We start from the raw sequence: 16,351 nt of genomic DNA, 5'->3' as shown, positions 1-16,351 counted from the left end.
GGTGTTTTCAAATCAGTCTTCGCGAGCAAGCGGAACGCCGCCCGGCTCTCTTCCATTGAGCACCTGTGGAGTCAGCTTGCTGACGAAGAGGCCAGCATGTCACTGAAAATTCACAACAAGGATCAAACAAATCCAAGCCACAGCACACCCAAAAACAAACAGCGCTTCTCTCCCACGATAGCCGCCACACCACCGAACGCGACGCAAGGTGCAGGCTGAGTCCTGGCGCTGATCCGGTGGGCAATCGGCATGGATGCCGATTGAGCTGCACCGGGCCATGGATGGCCCGTTGCAGCGACCGCCGGATCAGTGTCAGGACGAAGGAATCCGCCGCAGGCGGACCCAACCGGAGCCTGGGGCTTTGCCCACTTTGGCCCCATCAAAGTGGGTCGCCGAGGGGCGAAAAGGTGACCTGAGTCGAGCGTGCAGGCCACTGAGTCCACGGTCCAGATTATTCATTCGAAGAGGCCGGCGTGCGCCCTGAAAGTATCAATTCAATATCAAACCAAAACCATGAGCAGAATCAAACAAGGCTAAGCCGCAGCACACCCTAAAACAAACAGCGCTTCTCTCCCACGATAGCCGCCACAACACCGAACGCGACGCAAGGTGCCGGCTGAGTTCTGGCGCTGATCCGGGGGGCAATCGGCATGGATGCCGATTGAGCTGCACCGGGCCATGGATGGCCCGTTGCAGCGACCGCCGGATCAGTGTCAGGACGAAGGAATCCGCCGTAGGCGGACCCAACCGGAGCCTGGTGTTTTGCCCACTTTGGCCTCATCAAAGTGGGTCGCCGAGGGGGCGAAAAGGTGACCTGAGCGGAGCGCAGAGACCATCGAATCCACAGCTCAAGAAAGTGGCTCGCTCATACGTCTGCTCGATATGTATGACTATCAAGGCCGACTCAGTCCCGCACATGCACCCGTTGACCCGCCGACCACGTCTCCTTGACGGCGCGGTCGTCACCGAGAGTCATCAATACGAACAGAATCTCTTCAATGCCCTTGGCTTGCTTCAATCGATACGACAGCAGCGGCGTAGCGTCATAGTCCAGCACCAGAAAATCCGCTTCGTTACCCGCTTTGAGGCTGCCTACCTTGTCTTCCAGGCGCAGCGCGCGTGCGCCGCCCAACGTCGCGAGGTACAACGATTTGAGCGGGCTGAGCCTCGCCCCCTGCATCTGCATGACTTTGTAGGCCTCGTTCAGGGTTTGCAGGATCGAAAAGCTGGTGCCACCGCCGACATCGGTGCCCAGGCCAACGTTGACCTTGTGTTTCTCGGCCATCGGCAGGTTGAACAGCCCGCTGCCCAGAAACAGGTTAGAGGTCGGGCAGAAGGCGATGGCCGAGCCGGTCTCCGCCAGTCGAGCGCATTGCGCGTCACACAGGTGCACGCCGTGGGCAAACACCGAGCGTTCGCTGAGCAGGCCGAAATGGTCGTAGACATCCAGGTAGTGCTTGCGCTCCGGGAACAGCGCCTTGACCCACTCGACCTCTTGCAGGTTCTCGCTGATGTGGGTCTGTAGGTAAAGATCCGGGTATTCGCCCAGCAATTGCCCCGCCAGACGCAGTTGCTCCGGGCTGCTGGTCGGTGCAAAGCGTGGCGTGACGGCGTAGCTCAGACGGCCCTGACCGTGCCAGCGCTCGATCAGCGCTTTGCTGTCGGCATAGCCGGATTCGGGTGTGTCGACCAGAAAGTCCGGGGCATTGCGGTCCATCATTACTTTGCCGGCAATCATGCGCAGATTGAGGCGTTGGGCTGCGCTGAAAAAGGCCTCCACAGATTCCTTGTGAACGCTGCCGAACACCAGCGCAGTGGTGGTGCCATTGCGCAACAGCTCCTTGAGGAAAATGTCTGCGACGAGGGCCGAGTGTGCCGGGTCGGCAAATTGGCTTTCACAGGGGAAGGTGTAGGTATTGAGCCAGTCCAGCAACTGCTCGCCGTAAGATCCGATCATGCCGGTCTGCGGCAGGTGGATGTGGGTGTCGATGAAGCCGGGCGTGATCAGGGCGTTCGGGTACTTGGTCAGTTCGACGTCACCGCCGAGGCTGTCCAGCAGGTCGGCGGCGTGGCCCACTGACAGGATTTTACCGTCTTCAACGATCAACAGGCCGTCGGCGAAATACTCATAGGACGCCTCGACGCCCACGTCGGCAGGATCGCCGATGCTGTGAACGATGGCGGCGCGGTAGGCTTTGCGTTGGTTGACTGAACTCATGGCAATCTCATTGCGACTGGCTGCGGCGTGAAGCAGGCAGCAGTCTGGTAACAGGTTGGGCGTTGGCGTTGTGTTGGCCAAAGCTTGCGTTGTAGGTGGCGATGACTTCGGCGGCGATGGAGACGGCGATTTCGACCGGCAACTTGCCTTTCACTTCGGCCAGGCCCATGGGGCAGCGCATGCGTTGCAGCAGCCCGGCATCGACGCCGCGCTCGCGCAGGCGATGCTCGAATTTGACCCGCTTGGTGCGCGAACCGATCAAGCCAAAGTAGCCGAAGTCGCCACGCGCCAGAATCGCCGCGGTCAGCTCCAGATCGAGCTGATGATTGTGGGTCATGACGATGAAGTAGCAGCCCGCGGGCAACTGTGCGACCTCATCAACGGGCTCGTCACTGACGATCTGGCATACGCCTTGGGGCAACATCGCCGGGAATTCGTTCTCTCGGGCATCGATCCAGCGCACCCGGCACGGCAGGCTGGCCAGCAAAGGCACCAGCGCCCGCCCGACATGGCCGGCGCCGAAGACGGCGATATGCGCCACGGGCTCGCCCACCGGTTCAAACAGCAGGACGTTCACACCGCCGCAGCACTGACCGAGGCTGGCGCCCAGACTGAAGCGCTCCAGGCGGGTTTGTCGGGTGCCGCTGGCGAGCATTTCGCGAGCGATCTGCATGGCCTTGTATTCCAGATGGCCACCGCCGATGGTGTCGTGGATGCGGTCGGCGCTGACCACCATTTTCGAACCGGCATTGCGCGGCGTCGAGCCCAGTTCCTCGATGATGGTCACCAGGATCGCGGGCTCATTGCAAGCCTGCAGTTCGGCCAGCGCGCTGATCCAGTTATTCATCGCAGCTCCCGGAGGCGTTCAGGGGCACGCTCGCCTGATCAGGTGGGAGTGAGCGTGCTTGCGAAGGCTGTATTTCAAGCGCCGCATGGCCCAGGGCCGTATCAGCCTGCCTGCTCTCCAACGGGACCTGACCGGCGCGAACGAGCGAGCGCATCTGCTCGCAGCCCCACAGCACTTTCTCAGGCGTCGCCGGCGCATCGATCCGGGGTTGATGGCGATAGTCGCCGAGGCTGGCCACGGCGTCCTTGATCGCACACCACGCAGCGATGCCCAGCATGAAGGGCGGTTCGCCCACGGCTTTTGAATGAAACACCGTGTCCTCAGGATTTTTGCGGTTTTCCACCAGTTTGATGCGCAGGTCCAGCGGCATGTCCGCCACGGCCGGAATCTTGTACGACGCAGGGCCGCTGGTCATCAGCTTGCCTTTGTCATTCCACACCAGCTCCTCGGTGGTCAGCCAGCCAGCGCCCTGAATGTAGCCGCCTTCGACCTGGCCGATATCAATGGCCGGGTTCAGCGATGCCCCGACGTCATGCAGGATGTCGGTGCGCAGCATTTTGTATTCGCCGGTGAGGGTGTCGACAATCACCTCGACGCAGGCGGCGCCAAAGGCAAAATAGTAGAACGGGCGACCGCGTGCCTGGCTACGGTCATAGAAAATCTTCGGCGTTTTGTAGTAACCGGTGCTGGACAGCGACACCTGGCCCATCCAGGCCTGCTGCGCCAGTTCGGCGAACGACAGCAGGGTGTCACCGACCCGGACATGACCGTTGCGAAACTCCACGTCGTTTTCCGTGACCTTGTAGTGCCGGGCGGCGAATTCGGTCAGACGTTGCTTGAGGGTTTCGGCGGCATTCTGCGCTGCCTTGCCGTTCAGGTCCGTACCGCTCGAAGCAGCCGTAGGCGAGGTGTTGGGTACCTTGTCGGTGTTGGTGGCGGTGATCTGGATGCGGTCGATATCGACCTGAAACACCTCTGCCACCACCTGCGCGACCTTGACGTTCAGCCCCTGTCCCATCTCGGTGCCACCGTGGTTCAGGTGGATGCTGCCGTCGGTATAAATGTGGATCAGCGCACCGGCCTGATTAAGGAAGCTGGCGGTAAAGGAAATGCCGAACTTGACCGGCGTCAGCGCCAGGCCTTTTTTCAGAATCGGGCTGGTGGCGTTGAAGACCCTGATCGCCTCGCGGCGTTCGTGATACTGGCTGCTCTGTTCGAGGTCGGCCGTCATCTCGTCCAGCAGATTGTGCTCGACGGTCTGGTGGTAGTGGGTAACGTTGCGCTCGGTCTTGCCATAGTAATTGGCCTTGCGCACGGCCAGCGGGTCTTTGCCCAGATAACGGGCGATGCAGTCCATGACCTCCTCGATGGCGACCATGCCCTGAGGCCCGCCAAAACCGCGGTACGCGGTATTGGAGGCCGTGTGAGTCTTGCAGCGATGACCATTGATGGTCGCTTCACCCAGGTAATAGGCGTTGTCGGCATGGAACATTGCACGGTCGACGATGGAAGCCGAGAGGTCCGGCGAATAGCCACAGTTGCCTGCCAGATCGAGCTGAATGCCCTGCAGGCGTCCGTTGTCGTCAAAGCCCACGTCATACTCGATGTAAAACGGGTGACGCTTGCCGGTCATCTGCATGTCTTCGACACGTTGCAGGCGCATTTTGGTTGGCTGCCCGGTCAGGCGGGCGATCACTGCACACAGGCAGGCAGGGCTCGCGGCCTGGGTTTCCTTGCCACCGAAACCGCCGCCCATGCGGCGCATGTCGACCACGATCCGGTTCATGGGCACGGCCAGGACTTCCGCCACCAGCTTCTGGATTTCGGTAGGGTTCTGGGTCGAGCAGTAGACGATCATGCCGCCGTCTTCGGTGGGCATCACCGAGGAAATCTGCGTTTCCAGATAAAAGTGTTCCTGGCCACCGATGTGCAGGCTGCCTTGCAGGCGATGGGTTGCGCCCTGCAGTGCAGTTGTCGAGTCGCCGCGTTTGTGGGTGTGGCTGTCGAGCACAAAGTGTTTCTGGCGCAAGGCCTGCACCACGTCCAGCACCGGTTCCAGGTCTTCGTATTCGATGATCGCTGCCATGGCCGCCTTGCGGGCGGTGTCCATGTCGCGTGCAGCAACGGCAAGCACCGGCTGACCGACGAATTCGACCTTGTCGATGGCCAGTAACGGGTCGCCGGGCAAGAGCGGCCCTATGTCCTTGAGGCCTGGTATGTCGTGGTGGGTGATGGCAATCCGCACCCCTTCAAACGCGTAGCAAGGTGCTATGTCGATGCTGATGATGCGCGCATGCGCGCGGTCAGAGAGCCGCGCATAGACGTGCAGCTGGTTGGGGAATTCCAGCCGGTCATCGATGTACACCGCTTCGCCGGATACGTGCTTGTCGGCGCTGTCGTGCTTGACGCTACGGCCCACGCCAGTGGTCAGGCCCTGCTGGAACAGGGCGACGCGTTCGGCCTGAGTGGTTTGCGGGGCATGATCAGACATAGTGGGTCACCCGCGTTGGCGTATTGGGTGTCTGCAACTCGATGAAGCATTTTCGCAGCAGATTTTGCGCGCTGAGCAGGCGGTATTCCTTGCTGGCACGAAAGTCAGATAATGGAGTGAAGTCACTGGCCAGCGCGGCGCAGGCCTGTTCGACCGTTTCATCGTTCCAGGCGTGGCCGACCAGCACCGCTTCACAGGCACTCGCGCGTTTCGGGATCGCCGCCATGCCGCCAAACGCGATGCGCGCATCGACGATGACGCCGTGCTCGATCTCTAAACGAAAGGCGGCGCAGACGGCGGAAATATCATCGTCCAGTCGTTTGGATACCTTGTAGGCGCGAAATACCTGACAGGCATTCGCCGTGGGTACGATGATCTTTTCGATGAACTCGCTTTCCTGACGCGCCGTCACTTTGTAGTCGACGAAATAGTCTTCGAGCGCAAGGGTGCGTCGGGTTTCGCCCTTGCGCAATACGATGCGCGCACCCAGGGCAATCAGCAACGGCGGGGCGTCGCCAATCGGTGAGGCATTGCCGATGTTGCCGCCCAGCGTGCCTTGATTGCGGATTTGCAAAGACGCAAACCGCTGCAGCAGCTCGCCGAAATCCGGGTATTCGGCTTTCAGGGCGGCATAACAGTCGGTCAGAGGTGTAGCCGCGCCGATTTCCAGCCGGTCGTCGAAACGCTCGACGCGCTTCATGTCGGCGATGTGGCCGACGTGAATCATCACCGGCAAGGGCTTGTGAAACAGCGTGACCTCCAGCGCCAGGTCAGTCCCGCCCGCCAGCAGGCGTGCCTGGGGATGGGCCTCATACAGTTGGGCCAGGTCGGCCACCGTCAGGGGAATCAGGCAGCGTTTTTCTCCGTCGTTGAGCTCGCCGGTCTGTTGTGGCGTGATTGCCCTCAGCCGTTCGAGGGTGCGCGCCTGGTACTGATCGAACTGGTCTGGCAGGCGTTCGCCGCACGCCTGCTCGGCAGCAGCCAGAATTGGTCGGTAGCCTGTGCAACGACACAGATTGCCTGCCAGCGCTTCATGCGCCTGATGCGCATCGGCTTCGCTGCTGTTCTTTTGCAGTGCGAACAGCGACATCACGAAGCCCGGCGTGCAAAAGCCGCACTGCGAGCCATGACAATCGACCATCGCTTGCTGCACGCTGTGCAATTGGCCCTGGTGTTTGAGGTCTTCGACGCTGATCAACTGTTTGCCGTGCAGCGTCGCCATGAAAGTCAGGCAGGCATTCAGGCTGCGGTAGCGGATGTGCTCATGGCCTTGCGGGTCGGCCGACAACTCGCCGACTACTACGGTGCACGCGCCGCAATCGCCACTGGCACAACCTTCCTTGGTGCCGGGCTTGTGTGCCTGCTCGCGCAGGTAGGTCAGCACGGTCATGTTCGGGTCCAGGGCTCGCTCGGTTTTTAGCTCTTGGTTCAAAAGGAACTGAATCACGGCGCAACGCCCTCAAATGTGTCATCAGACATGTCAATGAATCTATCAGCTCTGCTTATTGGGTCAATTTGTTTCTGACCCAGAAGTCAGGAAATAATCGGTTTTATCATCTGTCCCTGTACGTGCAAGAGTTTTGACGAATCGTTTGTCGCTCAACGGTCACGGTTTTGCGTGAAACGTGCCAGTTTCGCCTTCCATGGCCCTGCGCCATGACCACCGGTTGCGATACACTCCGCCGCTTAATCTGTAGAACTGGTTTTCGAAGGGTAAACATGACGTTCAAGGCACCGGACAGCCTCGCTGAGCAAATTGCTCATCACCTTGCAGAGCGGATCATTCGTGGCGAACTCAAGCCTGGTGAGCGCATTCAGGAACAGAAAGTCACGCAGGCGTTGAACGTCAGTCGTGGTTCTGTGCGCGAGGCATTGCTGATTCTGGAACGTCGCCATCTGGTGATGATTCTGCCGCGTCGCGGTGCCCAGGTGACGGTGCTCAATGCGCACAATGTCACCAGTCTGTGCACGTTGATGAGCGAGCTGTACATTTTGCTGGCTCTTTCGGTGGCCGAGCGCTGGCAGACCGAAGAGGATCTGGCGCCGTTCCTGCAAATCCAGCAACGTCTGCACGCCAGTTTCGAGAGCCAGGACGTCAAGGCGTTCGTCGAAGAGAGCTTTAATGTCATGCGCGCGGCTTACCCGTTCGCCAACAATCCGTACCTCCAGGAAACGGTCGAAAACCTGCAGCCGTCCATGAGTCGCAGCTACTTTCTGGCACTGGAGCAGCGCAAGGCCGAAATGAGCGAGTACGTGGCGCTGTTCGGCGAGTTGCTGGAAGCCGTCGTCGCGCGTGATCTGACGCAGATTCGTGTGGTTCTCGTCAGCTACTGTCAGCGTAGCTGCCAGTCGGTGCTTGCCGCGCTGGCAGCGGGCTGACCCCATGCGCCTGAAGTGCATCAAGCTGGCGGGGTTCAAGTCCTTCGTCGACCCCACCACGGTGAACTTCCCCAGCAACATGGCGGCCGTCGTCGGCCCCAATGGTTGCGGCAAATCCAACATCATCGACGCTGTGCGCTGGGTCATGGGCGAAAGCTCGGCCAAGAATCTGCGCGGCGAGTCGATGACCGATGTCATCTTCAATGGCTCCACCAGTCGCAAGCCGGTCAGCCAGGCAAGCATCGAGCTGGTGTTCGACAATTCCGATGGCACTCTGGTGGGCGAGTACGCGGCCTACGCGGAAATTTCCATTCGCCGCAAGGTGACCCGCGACAGCCAGAACAGCTATTACCTCAACGGCACCAAATGCCGCCGTCGGGACATCACCGACATTTTCCTCGGCACCGGGCTTGGGCCACGCAGCTACTCGATCATCGAGCAGGGCATGATCTCCAAGCTGATCGAAGCCAAGCCCGAGGATCTGCGCAATTTCATCGAAGAGGCGGCCGGGATCTCCAAGTACAAGGAGCGGCGTCGGGAAACCGAGAACCGTATCCGCCGGACTCACGAAAACCTCGCACGCCTGACCGACTTGCGTGAAGAGCTTGAGCGCCAGCTGGAGCGTTTGCACCGTCAGGCGCAGGCAGCGGAGAAATATCAGGAATACAAAGCCGAAGAGCGCCAGCTCAAGGCGCAGCTGTCGGCCCTGCGCTGGCAAGCCTTGAACGAGCAGGTAGGGCAGCGTGAAGCGGTAATCGGCAATCAGGAGGTCGGCTTCGAGGCGCTGGTGGCTGATCAGCGCAGCGCCGACGCCAGTATCGAACGGTTTCGCGACGGTCATCATGATCTCTCTGAGCGCTTCAACCTGGTGCAAGGCCGCTTTTATTCAGTGGGCGGCGACATTGCCCGGGTCGAGCAGAGCATCCAGCACGGTCAGCAGCGTCTGCGTCAATTGCAGGATGACCTGCGCGAAGCCGAGCGCGCGCGTCAGGAAACCGAATCGCACTTGGGTCATGACACCACCTTGCTCGCGACGCTGGGTGAAGAGCTGGAAATGCTCGAACCCGAGCAGGAGATGACCAGCGCCGCCGCCGAAGAGTCCGCTATCGCGCTGGAAGACGCTGAAACTGCGATGCAGGGCTGGCAGGAAAAGTGGGACGTTTTCAATCAGGAGTCTGCCGAGCCGCAACGGCAAGCCCAGGTCGAGCAGTCGCGTATTCAACAGTTGGAGCAAAGCATTGAGCGTCTGGCTGAGCGTCAGCGGCGTCTCGCTGAAGAGCGCCAGTTATTGGCTGCCGACCCTGAAGATGCTGCCATTCTGGAGCTGAGCGAAGACCTTGCGACCCGTGATATGACGCTCGAAGAACTGCACGTGGGTGAAGAGCAGGCCATCGAGCGTCTGGAGCAATTGCGCGAAGCACTGCAAAGCGCCAGTCAGGCGCAACAGCAGGCGCAAGGTGAGCTGCAACGCCTGAATGGCCGACTGGCGTCTCTGGAAGCGCTGCAGCAGGCCGCGCTCGACCCTGATACCGGCACCGCCGAATGGTTGCGCGACCAGCAACTGGCCGAGCGTCCGCGTCTGGCCGAGGGTTTGAGCGTTGAGGCCGGCTGGGAGCTGGCTGTGGAAACAGTGTTGGGCGCTGACCTGCAAGCCGTACTGGTCGATGAGTTCGACGGGCTCGATCTGGCCAATTTCCAACAGGGTGATCTGCGTTTGCTCAGTGCGGGTGCCGACACCGTACGTGTGCCGGGCAGCCTGCTGGACAAGGTTGAAAGCAAGGTCGATCTTTCCGCCTGGCTGGGTCAGGTTATCCCTGTGCAGGATCTGGACGAGGCCTTGTCGCGCCGGACTCAACTGACGAGCGGGCAAAGCCTGATCAGCCGGGACGGTTACTGGGTCGGGCGACATTTCCTGCGTGTGCGGCGCGCCAGCGAAGCGCAAAGCGGCGTACTGGCGCGTGGCCAGGAGTTGCAGCAACTCGGCCTGGAGCGCGATGAGCGTGAAGCGACCCTTGCGACCCTTGAAGAGCAATTGCTCAGCCTGCGCGAGCAGCAGTCTGTGCAGGAAGAGGCGCGCGAGCAGCTGCGTCGACGGGTGCAGGATGAAAATCGCCAGCAAAGCGAACTCAAGGCGCAACTGTCGGCGGCCAAAGCCAAGGTCGAGCAATTGACCCTGCGCCGCACGCGTCTGGATGAAGAACTCGCCGAACTGGGCGAGCAGCGTGCCGTCGAGCATGAACACCTGGGCGAATCGCGTCTGCAATTGCAGGACGCGCTGGAAGCCATGGCGCAGGACACTGATCAGCGTGAGCGGCTTCAGGAGCAGCGTGACACGCTGCGCGAACGCCTTGATCGAGTCAGGCAGGAAGCCCGTCAGCACAAGGACCACAGCCATCAGTTGGCGGTGCGTCTGGGTTCTCTGAAAGCGCAGTACGACTCCACGCGTCAGGCCCAGGAGCGCCTGCGGATGCAGTCCGAGCGTCTGACCGAGAAGCGTGAGCAGCTAAGTCTCAACCTGGAGGAGGGTGAAGCGCCGCTGGAAGAGCTGCGCCTCAAACTGGAAGAGTTGCTTGAGCGACGCATGGCCGTAGATGACGAAATGCGCATCGCAAAAAATGCCCTGGAAGAAGCCGATCGCGAACTGCGTGACGCCGAAAAACGTCGCACCCAGGCTGAGCAGCAGTCGCAATTGCTGCGTGGCCAGCTCGAACAGCAGCGTCTGGAGTGGCAAGCCCTGACGGTGCGCCGCAAGACCTTGCAGGACCAACTGCACGAGGACGGTTATGACCTGCACGGCGTGCTTGCCACGCTGACGCCCGAGGCCAGCGAAGCCGCCGCCGAACAGCAGTTGGAGGCCATTGCCGGACGCATTCAGCGACTTGGCGCGATCAACCTCGCGGCCATCGACGAGTATCAGCAGCAGTCGGAGCGCAAGCGTTATCTGGATGCCCAGGATGCCGACCTGGTGGAAGCGCTGGACACGCTGGAAAACGTCATCCGCAAGATCGACAAGGAAACCCGCAACCGCTTCAAAGATACCTTCGATCAGATAAATAGCGGAATACAGGCACTTTTTCCGAAAGTTTTCGGTGGCGGCTCCGCTTATTTGGAACTGACGGGCGAAGATTTACTCGATACAGGGGTGACAATCATGGCGCGTCCCCCCGGCAAGAAGAACAGCACCATTCATTTGCTGTCGGGTGGGGAAAAAGCGTTGACTGCGCTGGCACTGGTTTTTGCCATTTTCAAACTCAACCCTGCGCCGTTCTGCATGCTCGACGAAGTCGATGCGCCGCTGGACGATGCCAACGTCGGCCGGTATGCGCGATTGGTGAAAGAAATGTCACAAACCGTCCAGTTCATCTACATCACTCACAACAAGATCGCCATGGAAATGGCCGATCAATTGATGGGTGTGACCATGCATGAACCTGGCTGTTCGCGGTTGGTTGCAGTGGATGTCGAAGAAGCCATGGCGCTGGTGGATGCCTAGGCCGAAGGCCTCGGTCATACGGGGAAATACCCCTCGTAATGCCTGAAAATGAGGCGGCTGTGAGGCAGATATCAACTTCGCCAGCAAAGAGGTGTCACAGACGGTGTAAAGTTACCTTTGGTCGTGCTAGTTTAGTGACCACTTTTTATTTTCGCGTGGGCAAAATGCCAGTCAGAACATAGACTTGGCACCACGTATTGAAGGGGTTTAGGCCCTTATTTTCAGAATTCTTCATTAGAGGCACTGGATTACATGGAAATCGGTCTGCGCGAGTGGCTGATCGTCATCGGCATTATTGTCATTGCCGGTATTCTCTTTGATGGCTGGCGCCGTATGCGCGGCGGCAAGGGTAAATTGAAATTCAGGCTCGACCGGAGCTTTTCCAACCTGCCGGACGAAGAAGAAACCACTTCGGCTGAAGTGCTCGGTCCGCCTCGTGTCCTGGACACTCACAAGGAGCCGCAGCTGGATGAGCACGACCTGCCGTCGATGACTGCCAGCCCGCGTGAAGGCAAGCGCAGCAACGGCGACAAGAAACGCAAGGGTGAGCCCCATCAGGGCGACCTGAATCTGGACATGGACGGCCCGAGCCTGTTCACCGGCCGTGACGACGATTTCCCCGATGACAAGCCAGCTCAGCGCATTACCGAAGACAAGGATCTGCCTCCGGTCGAGGAAGTGCTGGTCATCAGCGTGATCTCGCGCAGTGAAGGCGGCTTCAAGGGCCCGGCCCTGTTGCAGAACATCCTGGAAAGCGGCCTGCGTTTCGGCGAAATGGACATCTTCCATCGCCACGAAAGCATGGCGGGCAATGGTGAGGTGTTGTTCTCCATGGCCAATGCCGTCAAGCCGGGTGTCTTTGATCTGGACGATATCGACCATTTCAGCACCCGCGCCGTGAGCTTCTTCCTCGGTCTGCCTGGACCGCGACACCCCAAGCAGGCGTTTGACGTGATGGTTGCCGCAGCACGCAAGCTGGCCCACGAGCTGGACGGCGAACTGAAAGATGATCAGCGCAGCGTCATGACCGCGCAGACCATCGAGCATTACCGCCAGCGCATCGTGGAATTCGAACGCCGCGCACTGACCCAGCGTCGCGGTTGAGTGTGACCGTGTACAGGCCTCTGGAGAGCATGTTTCAACATGCGCTTCAGGCGCCCGAAGCAGACAAGAATGGAACCAACAGACAAGCAGCCCCGGCTGCTTTTCTGCTTTTTGAGAGAACACCGTATGAAGGCCGTCGAAACCCGAATCCTTGAGCTGCGTGCAGAGCTGGATCAGCACAACTATCGCTATCACGTTCTGGATGAACCGAGCATCCCGGATGTCGAGTACGACCGCCTGTTTCACGAACTCAAGGCCCTTGAGGCCGAAAACCCGCATCTGGTCACGCCCGACTCGCCAACCCAGCGGGTCGGCAGCGCAGCGTTGTCGGCGTTCACTCAAGTGCGTCACGAAATGCCGATGCTCAGCCTGGGCAACGCCTTTGAAGACAACGACCTGCGCGAGTTCGACCGCCGCGTGAACGAAGGGCTGGACCTGCCAGCTGGCGACATTTTTGGCGCCGGCAGTAACGTGCAATACAGCTGTGAACCCAAGCTCGACGGTCTGGCAGTGAGTCTGTTGTACCGCGACGGTGCGCTGGTGCGTGGCGCGACCCGCGGCGACGGAACCACTGGTGAAGACATCAGTGTCAATGTGCGCACTGTGCGTAACATCCCGCTCAAGTTGCAGGGCTCCGGCTGGCCGGAGTTGCTGGAGGTGCGCGGTGAAGTATTCATGTCCAAGGCCGGTTTCGAACGGCTCAATGCCAGCCAGATGGAAACAGGTGGCAAGACCTTCGCCAACCCGCGCAACGCCGCAGCGGGTAGCCTGCGGCAGCTGGATTCGAAGATTACTGCCAATCGCCCGCTGGAATTCTGCTGCTACGGCCTGGGCCAAGTGACAGCCGACATCGCCGACACCCACATCGGTGTGTTGAATCAGCTCAAGGAATGGGGCATGCCGGTCAGTCGCGAATTGAAACTCGCGGATGGTGTCGAAGGGTGTCTGGACTACTACCGTGATATCGGTGAGCGCCGCCTTTCGTTGACCTATGAGATCGACGGCGTGGTGTTCAAGGTCAACGACCTTGCCGCGCAGCGTGAACTCGGTTTCCGTGCACGTGAGCCGCGTTGGGCGATTGCCCACAAATTCCCTGCACTGGAAGAGCTGACCGAATTGCTGGCGGTCGAGTTTCAGGTGGGGCGTACCGGCGCCGTCACGCCTGTCGCACGCCTCAAACCGGTCAAGGTCGCGGGTGTCATGGTCGCCAACGCGACCCTGCACAACATGGACGAAGTGGCGCGCCTGGGGCTCATGGTCGGCGACACAGTGATCATTCGGCGCGCCGGTGACGTGATCCCGCAGGTGGTGCAGGTTGTAATCGAACGTCGTCCTGATACTGCGCGACCGGTCGAGGTCCCGCAGACCTGCCCGGTGTGCGGCTCGCACGTCGAGCGCACGCAACTGATCAAGCGCAGCAAGGGCAAGGAAACCGTCAGCGAAGGCGCGGTATACCGATGCGTTGGCCGACTGGCCTGCGGTGCTCAGCTCAAGCAGGCGATCATTCACTATGTGTCGCGCCGTGCCATGGATATCGAGGGCCTGGGCGACAAGACCATCGAGCAACTGGTTGACGAAAAGCTGATTGGTTCGCCTGCTGATCTCTACAAATTGAAGTACGAACAGATCATCGACCTGGAAGGTTTCGCCGATATTTCCAGCAACAAGCTGCTCAAGGCCATTGCCGACAGCAAGCAGCCGACTCTGGCGCGCTTCATCTACGCACTGGGTATTCCGGACGTCGGCGAAGAAACGGCCAAGGTACTGGCGCGCTCGCTGGCCTCGCTGGAGCGTGTCAAACAGGCGTTGCCCGAGGTGCTGACGTATCTGCCGGATGTCGGGCTTGAAGTCGCACACGAGATTCACAGCTTTTTCGAAGACGAGCACAACCGCAATGTAATCGACGCGCTGCTGGGCGAGTGTGGCCTGCAACTGCAGGATCAGGGCGAGCTGGGTGCTGAGTTCGCTGCCAGCACAACACTCAACGGGCTGATCGACAAACTGCATATTCCCTCGGTCGGGCCGGGTGCCGCGCAGAAACTGGCAGACAAGTTCGGTACGCTGGAGGCGGTCATCAGCGCCGACTGGCTGGACATGCGTCAGGCATTGCCGGAGAAGCAGGCCAAGGCTGTGCGCGATTTCTTTGATGATACGGCGCATGCCGAGCACGCCCGTGCCATCGAAGCGCAGCTCAAGGCTTTCGGCATGCACTGGCGCAGCGAGAAGAAAGCCGTCGAAGGCTTGCCGCTGGCAGGGCAGACCTGGGTGCTGACCGGGTCGCTTGAGCGCATGAGCCGTGACGTCGCCAAGGAAAAGCTCGAAAGCCTGGGTGCCAAGGTTTCCGGTTCTGTATCGGCCAAGACCCATACAGTGGTCGCGGGCCCAGGTGCGGGCTCGAAGCTGACCAAGGCCAACGAACTGGCCCTGACAGTACTGGACGAAGACGCACTGCTGAGCCGTCTGACCGAGCTGGGTGTCTCGGTCGACTGATAGCGGTTGGCGGGGCGAGCCGCATCGCCCCTTTGCAGGTTTTCAGGCCGTTTGGCCCCGGCCACACGCTTTCGGAGGGTTTGCTCAATAAAATAATGAACCCCTTGAGCAGCGGCATGATCTAGTCCATGCAAGGCCCACGGGAGATCGCCATGTATCGCTTTTTTGAACAATTGAGTTCACGAATCGCCGCCCCTTTTATCGGCGAAACCAAACGTAATAGCAAAGTCTGGCAGTGCCGTTGCGGACAGTCGGTGTTTTTCCCCAATTCTCAATGCCTGGCCTGTTCGGCAGCGCTGGGTTATCTGCCCGAGCAAGGGCGTGTGGTTACGCTTGAGCCCGGCGCTGAGCCGACCACATGGCGGTTGAGTGACGAGCCGGACGCAGGTCTGTATCGACGCTGTGCCAACCTCGACACGCCTGCTGCCTGCAACTGGCTGTTTCCGGCGCACAACATCGGCGACCTGTGCGTTGCGTGCAGCCTGAACCGGACCATTCCCGACCTCTCGGTGCCGGAAAACAGCGAACGCTGGCGCAAGGTCGAAACCGCCAAGCGCCGACTGGTCGCGCAGCTTGTTTCGCTGGGTCTCAACGTCATTCCCAAGACAGTGGACGAGGAAGCCGGGTTGGCATTCGATTTCGTCGGTGTCGATCTGGAAGGCAATCTGCCGACCACGGGCCATGCCAATGGCCTGATCACGCTGAACATCGAAGAGGCCGACGATGCGCACCGCGAAGCGATCCGGGTGCAAATGCACGAACCCTATCGCACCTTGCTTGGCCACTTCCGTCATGAAGTGGGCCATTACTATTGGGATCGGCTGGTCGCCAATACCTACTGGCAGGACGGTTTCCGCAACCTGTTCGGCGACGACCGCGCCAGCTACGCCGATGCGCTGGAGCACCACTACAAAAATGGCGCGCCCGACAACTGGCAAGAGAGCTTCGTCAGTGCCTACGCCACCATGCACCCCTGGGAAGACTGGGCTGAAACCTGGGCGCACTACCTGCACATGATGGATGCGGTCGACACTGCGCTGGGTTTTGGCATGAGCGCCCGAGACATGGAACTCGATTACCAGCCATTCCCGCTGGAAACGCTCTACGACCCGCAACATCCTGGTGGACCGGCATTCCTGTCGTTCGTCAATGCCTGGATCGAGCTGGCCGGCATGCTCAACGAGCTGTCGCGCAGCATGGGGCAGCCGGACTTCTATCCGTTCGTGCTACCGCCTGCGGTCATCGCCAAGCTGCACTTCATCCATCTGGTGATTCAGGATGCGGGCGGCAAGGCAGATGAGGTGTTGCAGGCGCAGTGAGGTGATCTCA

9 protein-coding genes are annotated in these 16,351 nt (G+C 60.1%); 5 read left to right on the top strand and 4 right to left on the bottom strand.

The window, feature by feature from the left end:
• Window positions 1–904: 904 nt before the first annotated feature.
• The 4 genes from guaD to xdhA are packed head-to-tail and all read right to left on the bottom strand — an operon-like array spanning window position 905 to window position 7,003.
• Window positions 905–2,218, bottom strand: a complete 1,314-nt coding sequence (gene guaD, locus KDX37_RS04780; RefSeq protein ID WP_231651530.1) for a guanine deaminase — start codon at window positions 2,216–2,218, stop codon at window positions 905–907.
• A 7-nt stretch (window positions 2,219–2,225) separates the two neighbouring features.
• Complete coding sequence (gene xdhC / locus KDX37_RS04775) at window positions 2,226–3,065, bottom strand: xanthine dehydrogenase accessory protein XdhC (protein WP_231651529.1); 840 nt, start codon at window positions 3,063–3,065, stop codon at window positions 2,226–2,228.
• Window positions 3,058–5,556, bottom strand: coding sequence for a xanthine dehydrogenase molybdopterin binding subunit (gene xdhB, locus KDX37_RS04770; RefSeq protein ID WP_231651528.1), 2,499 nt, complete (start codon window positions 5,554–5,556; stop codon window positions 3,058–3,060). Before xdhB ends, xdhC begins: the two co-directional genes overlap by 8 nt.
• Window positions 5,549–7,003: a xanthine dehydrogenase small subunit gene (xdhA, locus tag KDX37_RS04765; protein ID WP_231651527.1), complete on the bottom strand. Its 1,455-nt coding sequence runs from the start codon at window positions 7,001–7,003 to the stop codon at window positions 5,549–5,551. The genes xdhB and xdhA overlap by 8 nt, the downstream gene beginning before the upstream one ends.
• 272 nt (window positions 7,004–7,275) lie before the next feature.
• Between xdhA and KDX37_RS04760 the strand changes: the two genes are divergently transcribed.
• The 5 genes from KDX37_RS04760 (at window position 7,276) to KDX37_RS04740 (ending at window position 16,341) form a co-directional block, all read left to right on the top strand.
• Window positions 7,276–7,935, top strand: a complete 660-nt coding sequence (locus KDX37_RS04760; protein WP_231651526.1) for a GntR family transcriptional regulator — start codon at window positions 7,276–7,278, stop codon at window positions 7,933–7,935.
• Between the two features lie 4 nt (window positions 7,936–7,939).
• Window positions 7,940–11,428, top strand: a complete 3,489-nt coding sequence (smc, locus tag KDX37_RS04755) for a chromosome segregation protein SMC (RefSeq protein WP_231651525.1) — start codon at window positions 7,940–7,942, stop codon at window positions 11,426–11,428.
• A 252-nt stretch (window positions 11,429–11,680) separates the two neighbouring features.
• Window positions 11,681–12,532: a cell division protein ZipA gene (zipA, locus tag KDX37_RS04750; RefSeq protein ID WP_231651524.1), complete on the top strand. Its 852-nt coding sequence runs from the start codon at window positions 11,681–11,683 to the stop codon at window positions 12,530–12,532.
• Window positions 12,533–12,658: 126 nt separating this feature from the next.
• Window positions 12,659–15,022, top strand: coding sequence for an NAD-dependent DNA ligase LigA (ligA, locus tag KDX37_RS04745; protein ID WP_231651523.1), 2,364 nt, complete (start codon window positions 12,659–12,661; stop codon window positions 15,020–15,022).
• Window positions 15,023–15,174: 152 nt separating this feature from the next.
• Window positions 15,175–16,341, top strand: a complete 1,167-nt coding sequence (locus tag KDX37_RS04740) for a zinc-binding metallopeptidase family protein (protein ID WP_231651522.1) — start codon at window positions 15,175–15,177, stop codon at window positions 16,339–16,341.
• The last annotated feature ends 10 nt before the right edge of the window (window positions 16,342–16,351 follow it).

Origin of the sequence: Pseudomonas californiensis (genome assembly GCF_021147775.1) — a bacterium.
Lineage (GTDB): Bacteria > Pseudomonadota > Gammaproteobacteria > Pseudomonadales > Pseudomonadaceae > Aquipseudomonas > Aquipseudomonas californiensis.
The sequence above is the reverse complement of the archived record's forward strand: the minus strand, read 5'-3'. Positions and strand labels throughout refer to the sequence as shown.

Excerpts from the sequence above, each read along its gene's own strand:
- guaD (WP_231651530.1), bottom strand. The coding sequence starts at position 2,218 with ATGAGTTCAGTCAACCAACGCAAAGCCTACCGCGCCGCCATCGTTCAC.
- xdhC (WP_231651529.1), bottom strand. The coding sequence starts at position 3,065 with ATGAATAACTGGATCAGCGCGCTGGCCGAACTGCAGGCTTGCAATGAG.
- xdhB (WP_231651528.1), bottom strand. The coding sequence starts at position 5,556 with ATGTCTGATCATGCCCCGCAAACCACTCAGGCCGAACGCGTCGCCCTG.
- KDX37_RS04760 (WP_231651526.1), top strand. The coding sequence starts at position 7,276 with ATGACGTTCAAGGCACCGGACAGCCTCGCTGAGCAAATTGCTCATCAC.
- smc (WP_231651525.1), top strand. The coding sequence starts at position 7,940 with ATGCGCCTGAAGTGCATCAAGCTGGCGGGGTTCAAGTCCTTCGTCGAC.
- zipA (WP_231651524.1), top strand. The coding sequence starts at position 11,681 with ATGGAAATCGGTCTGCGCGAGTGGCTGATCGTCATCGGCATTATTGTC.
- ligA (WP_231651523.1), top strand. The coding sequence starts at position 12,659 with ATGAAGGCCGTCGAAACCCGAATCCTTGAGCTGCGTGCAGAGCTGGAT.
- KDX37_RS04740 (WP_231651522.1), top strand. The coding sequence starts at position 15,175 with ATGTATCGCTTTTTTGAACAATTGAGTTCACGAATCGCCGCCCCTTTT.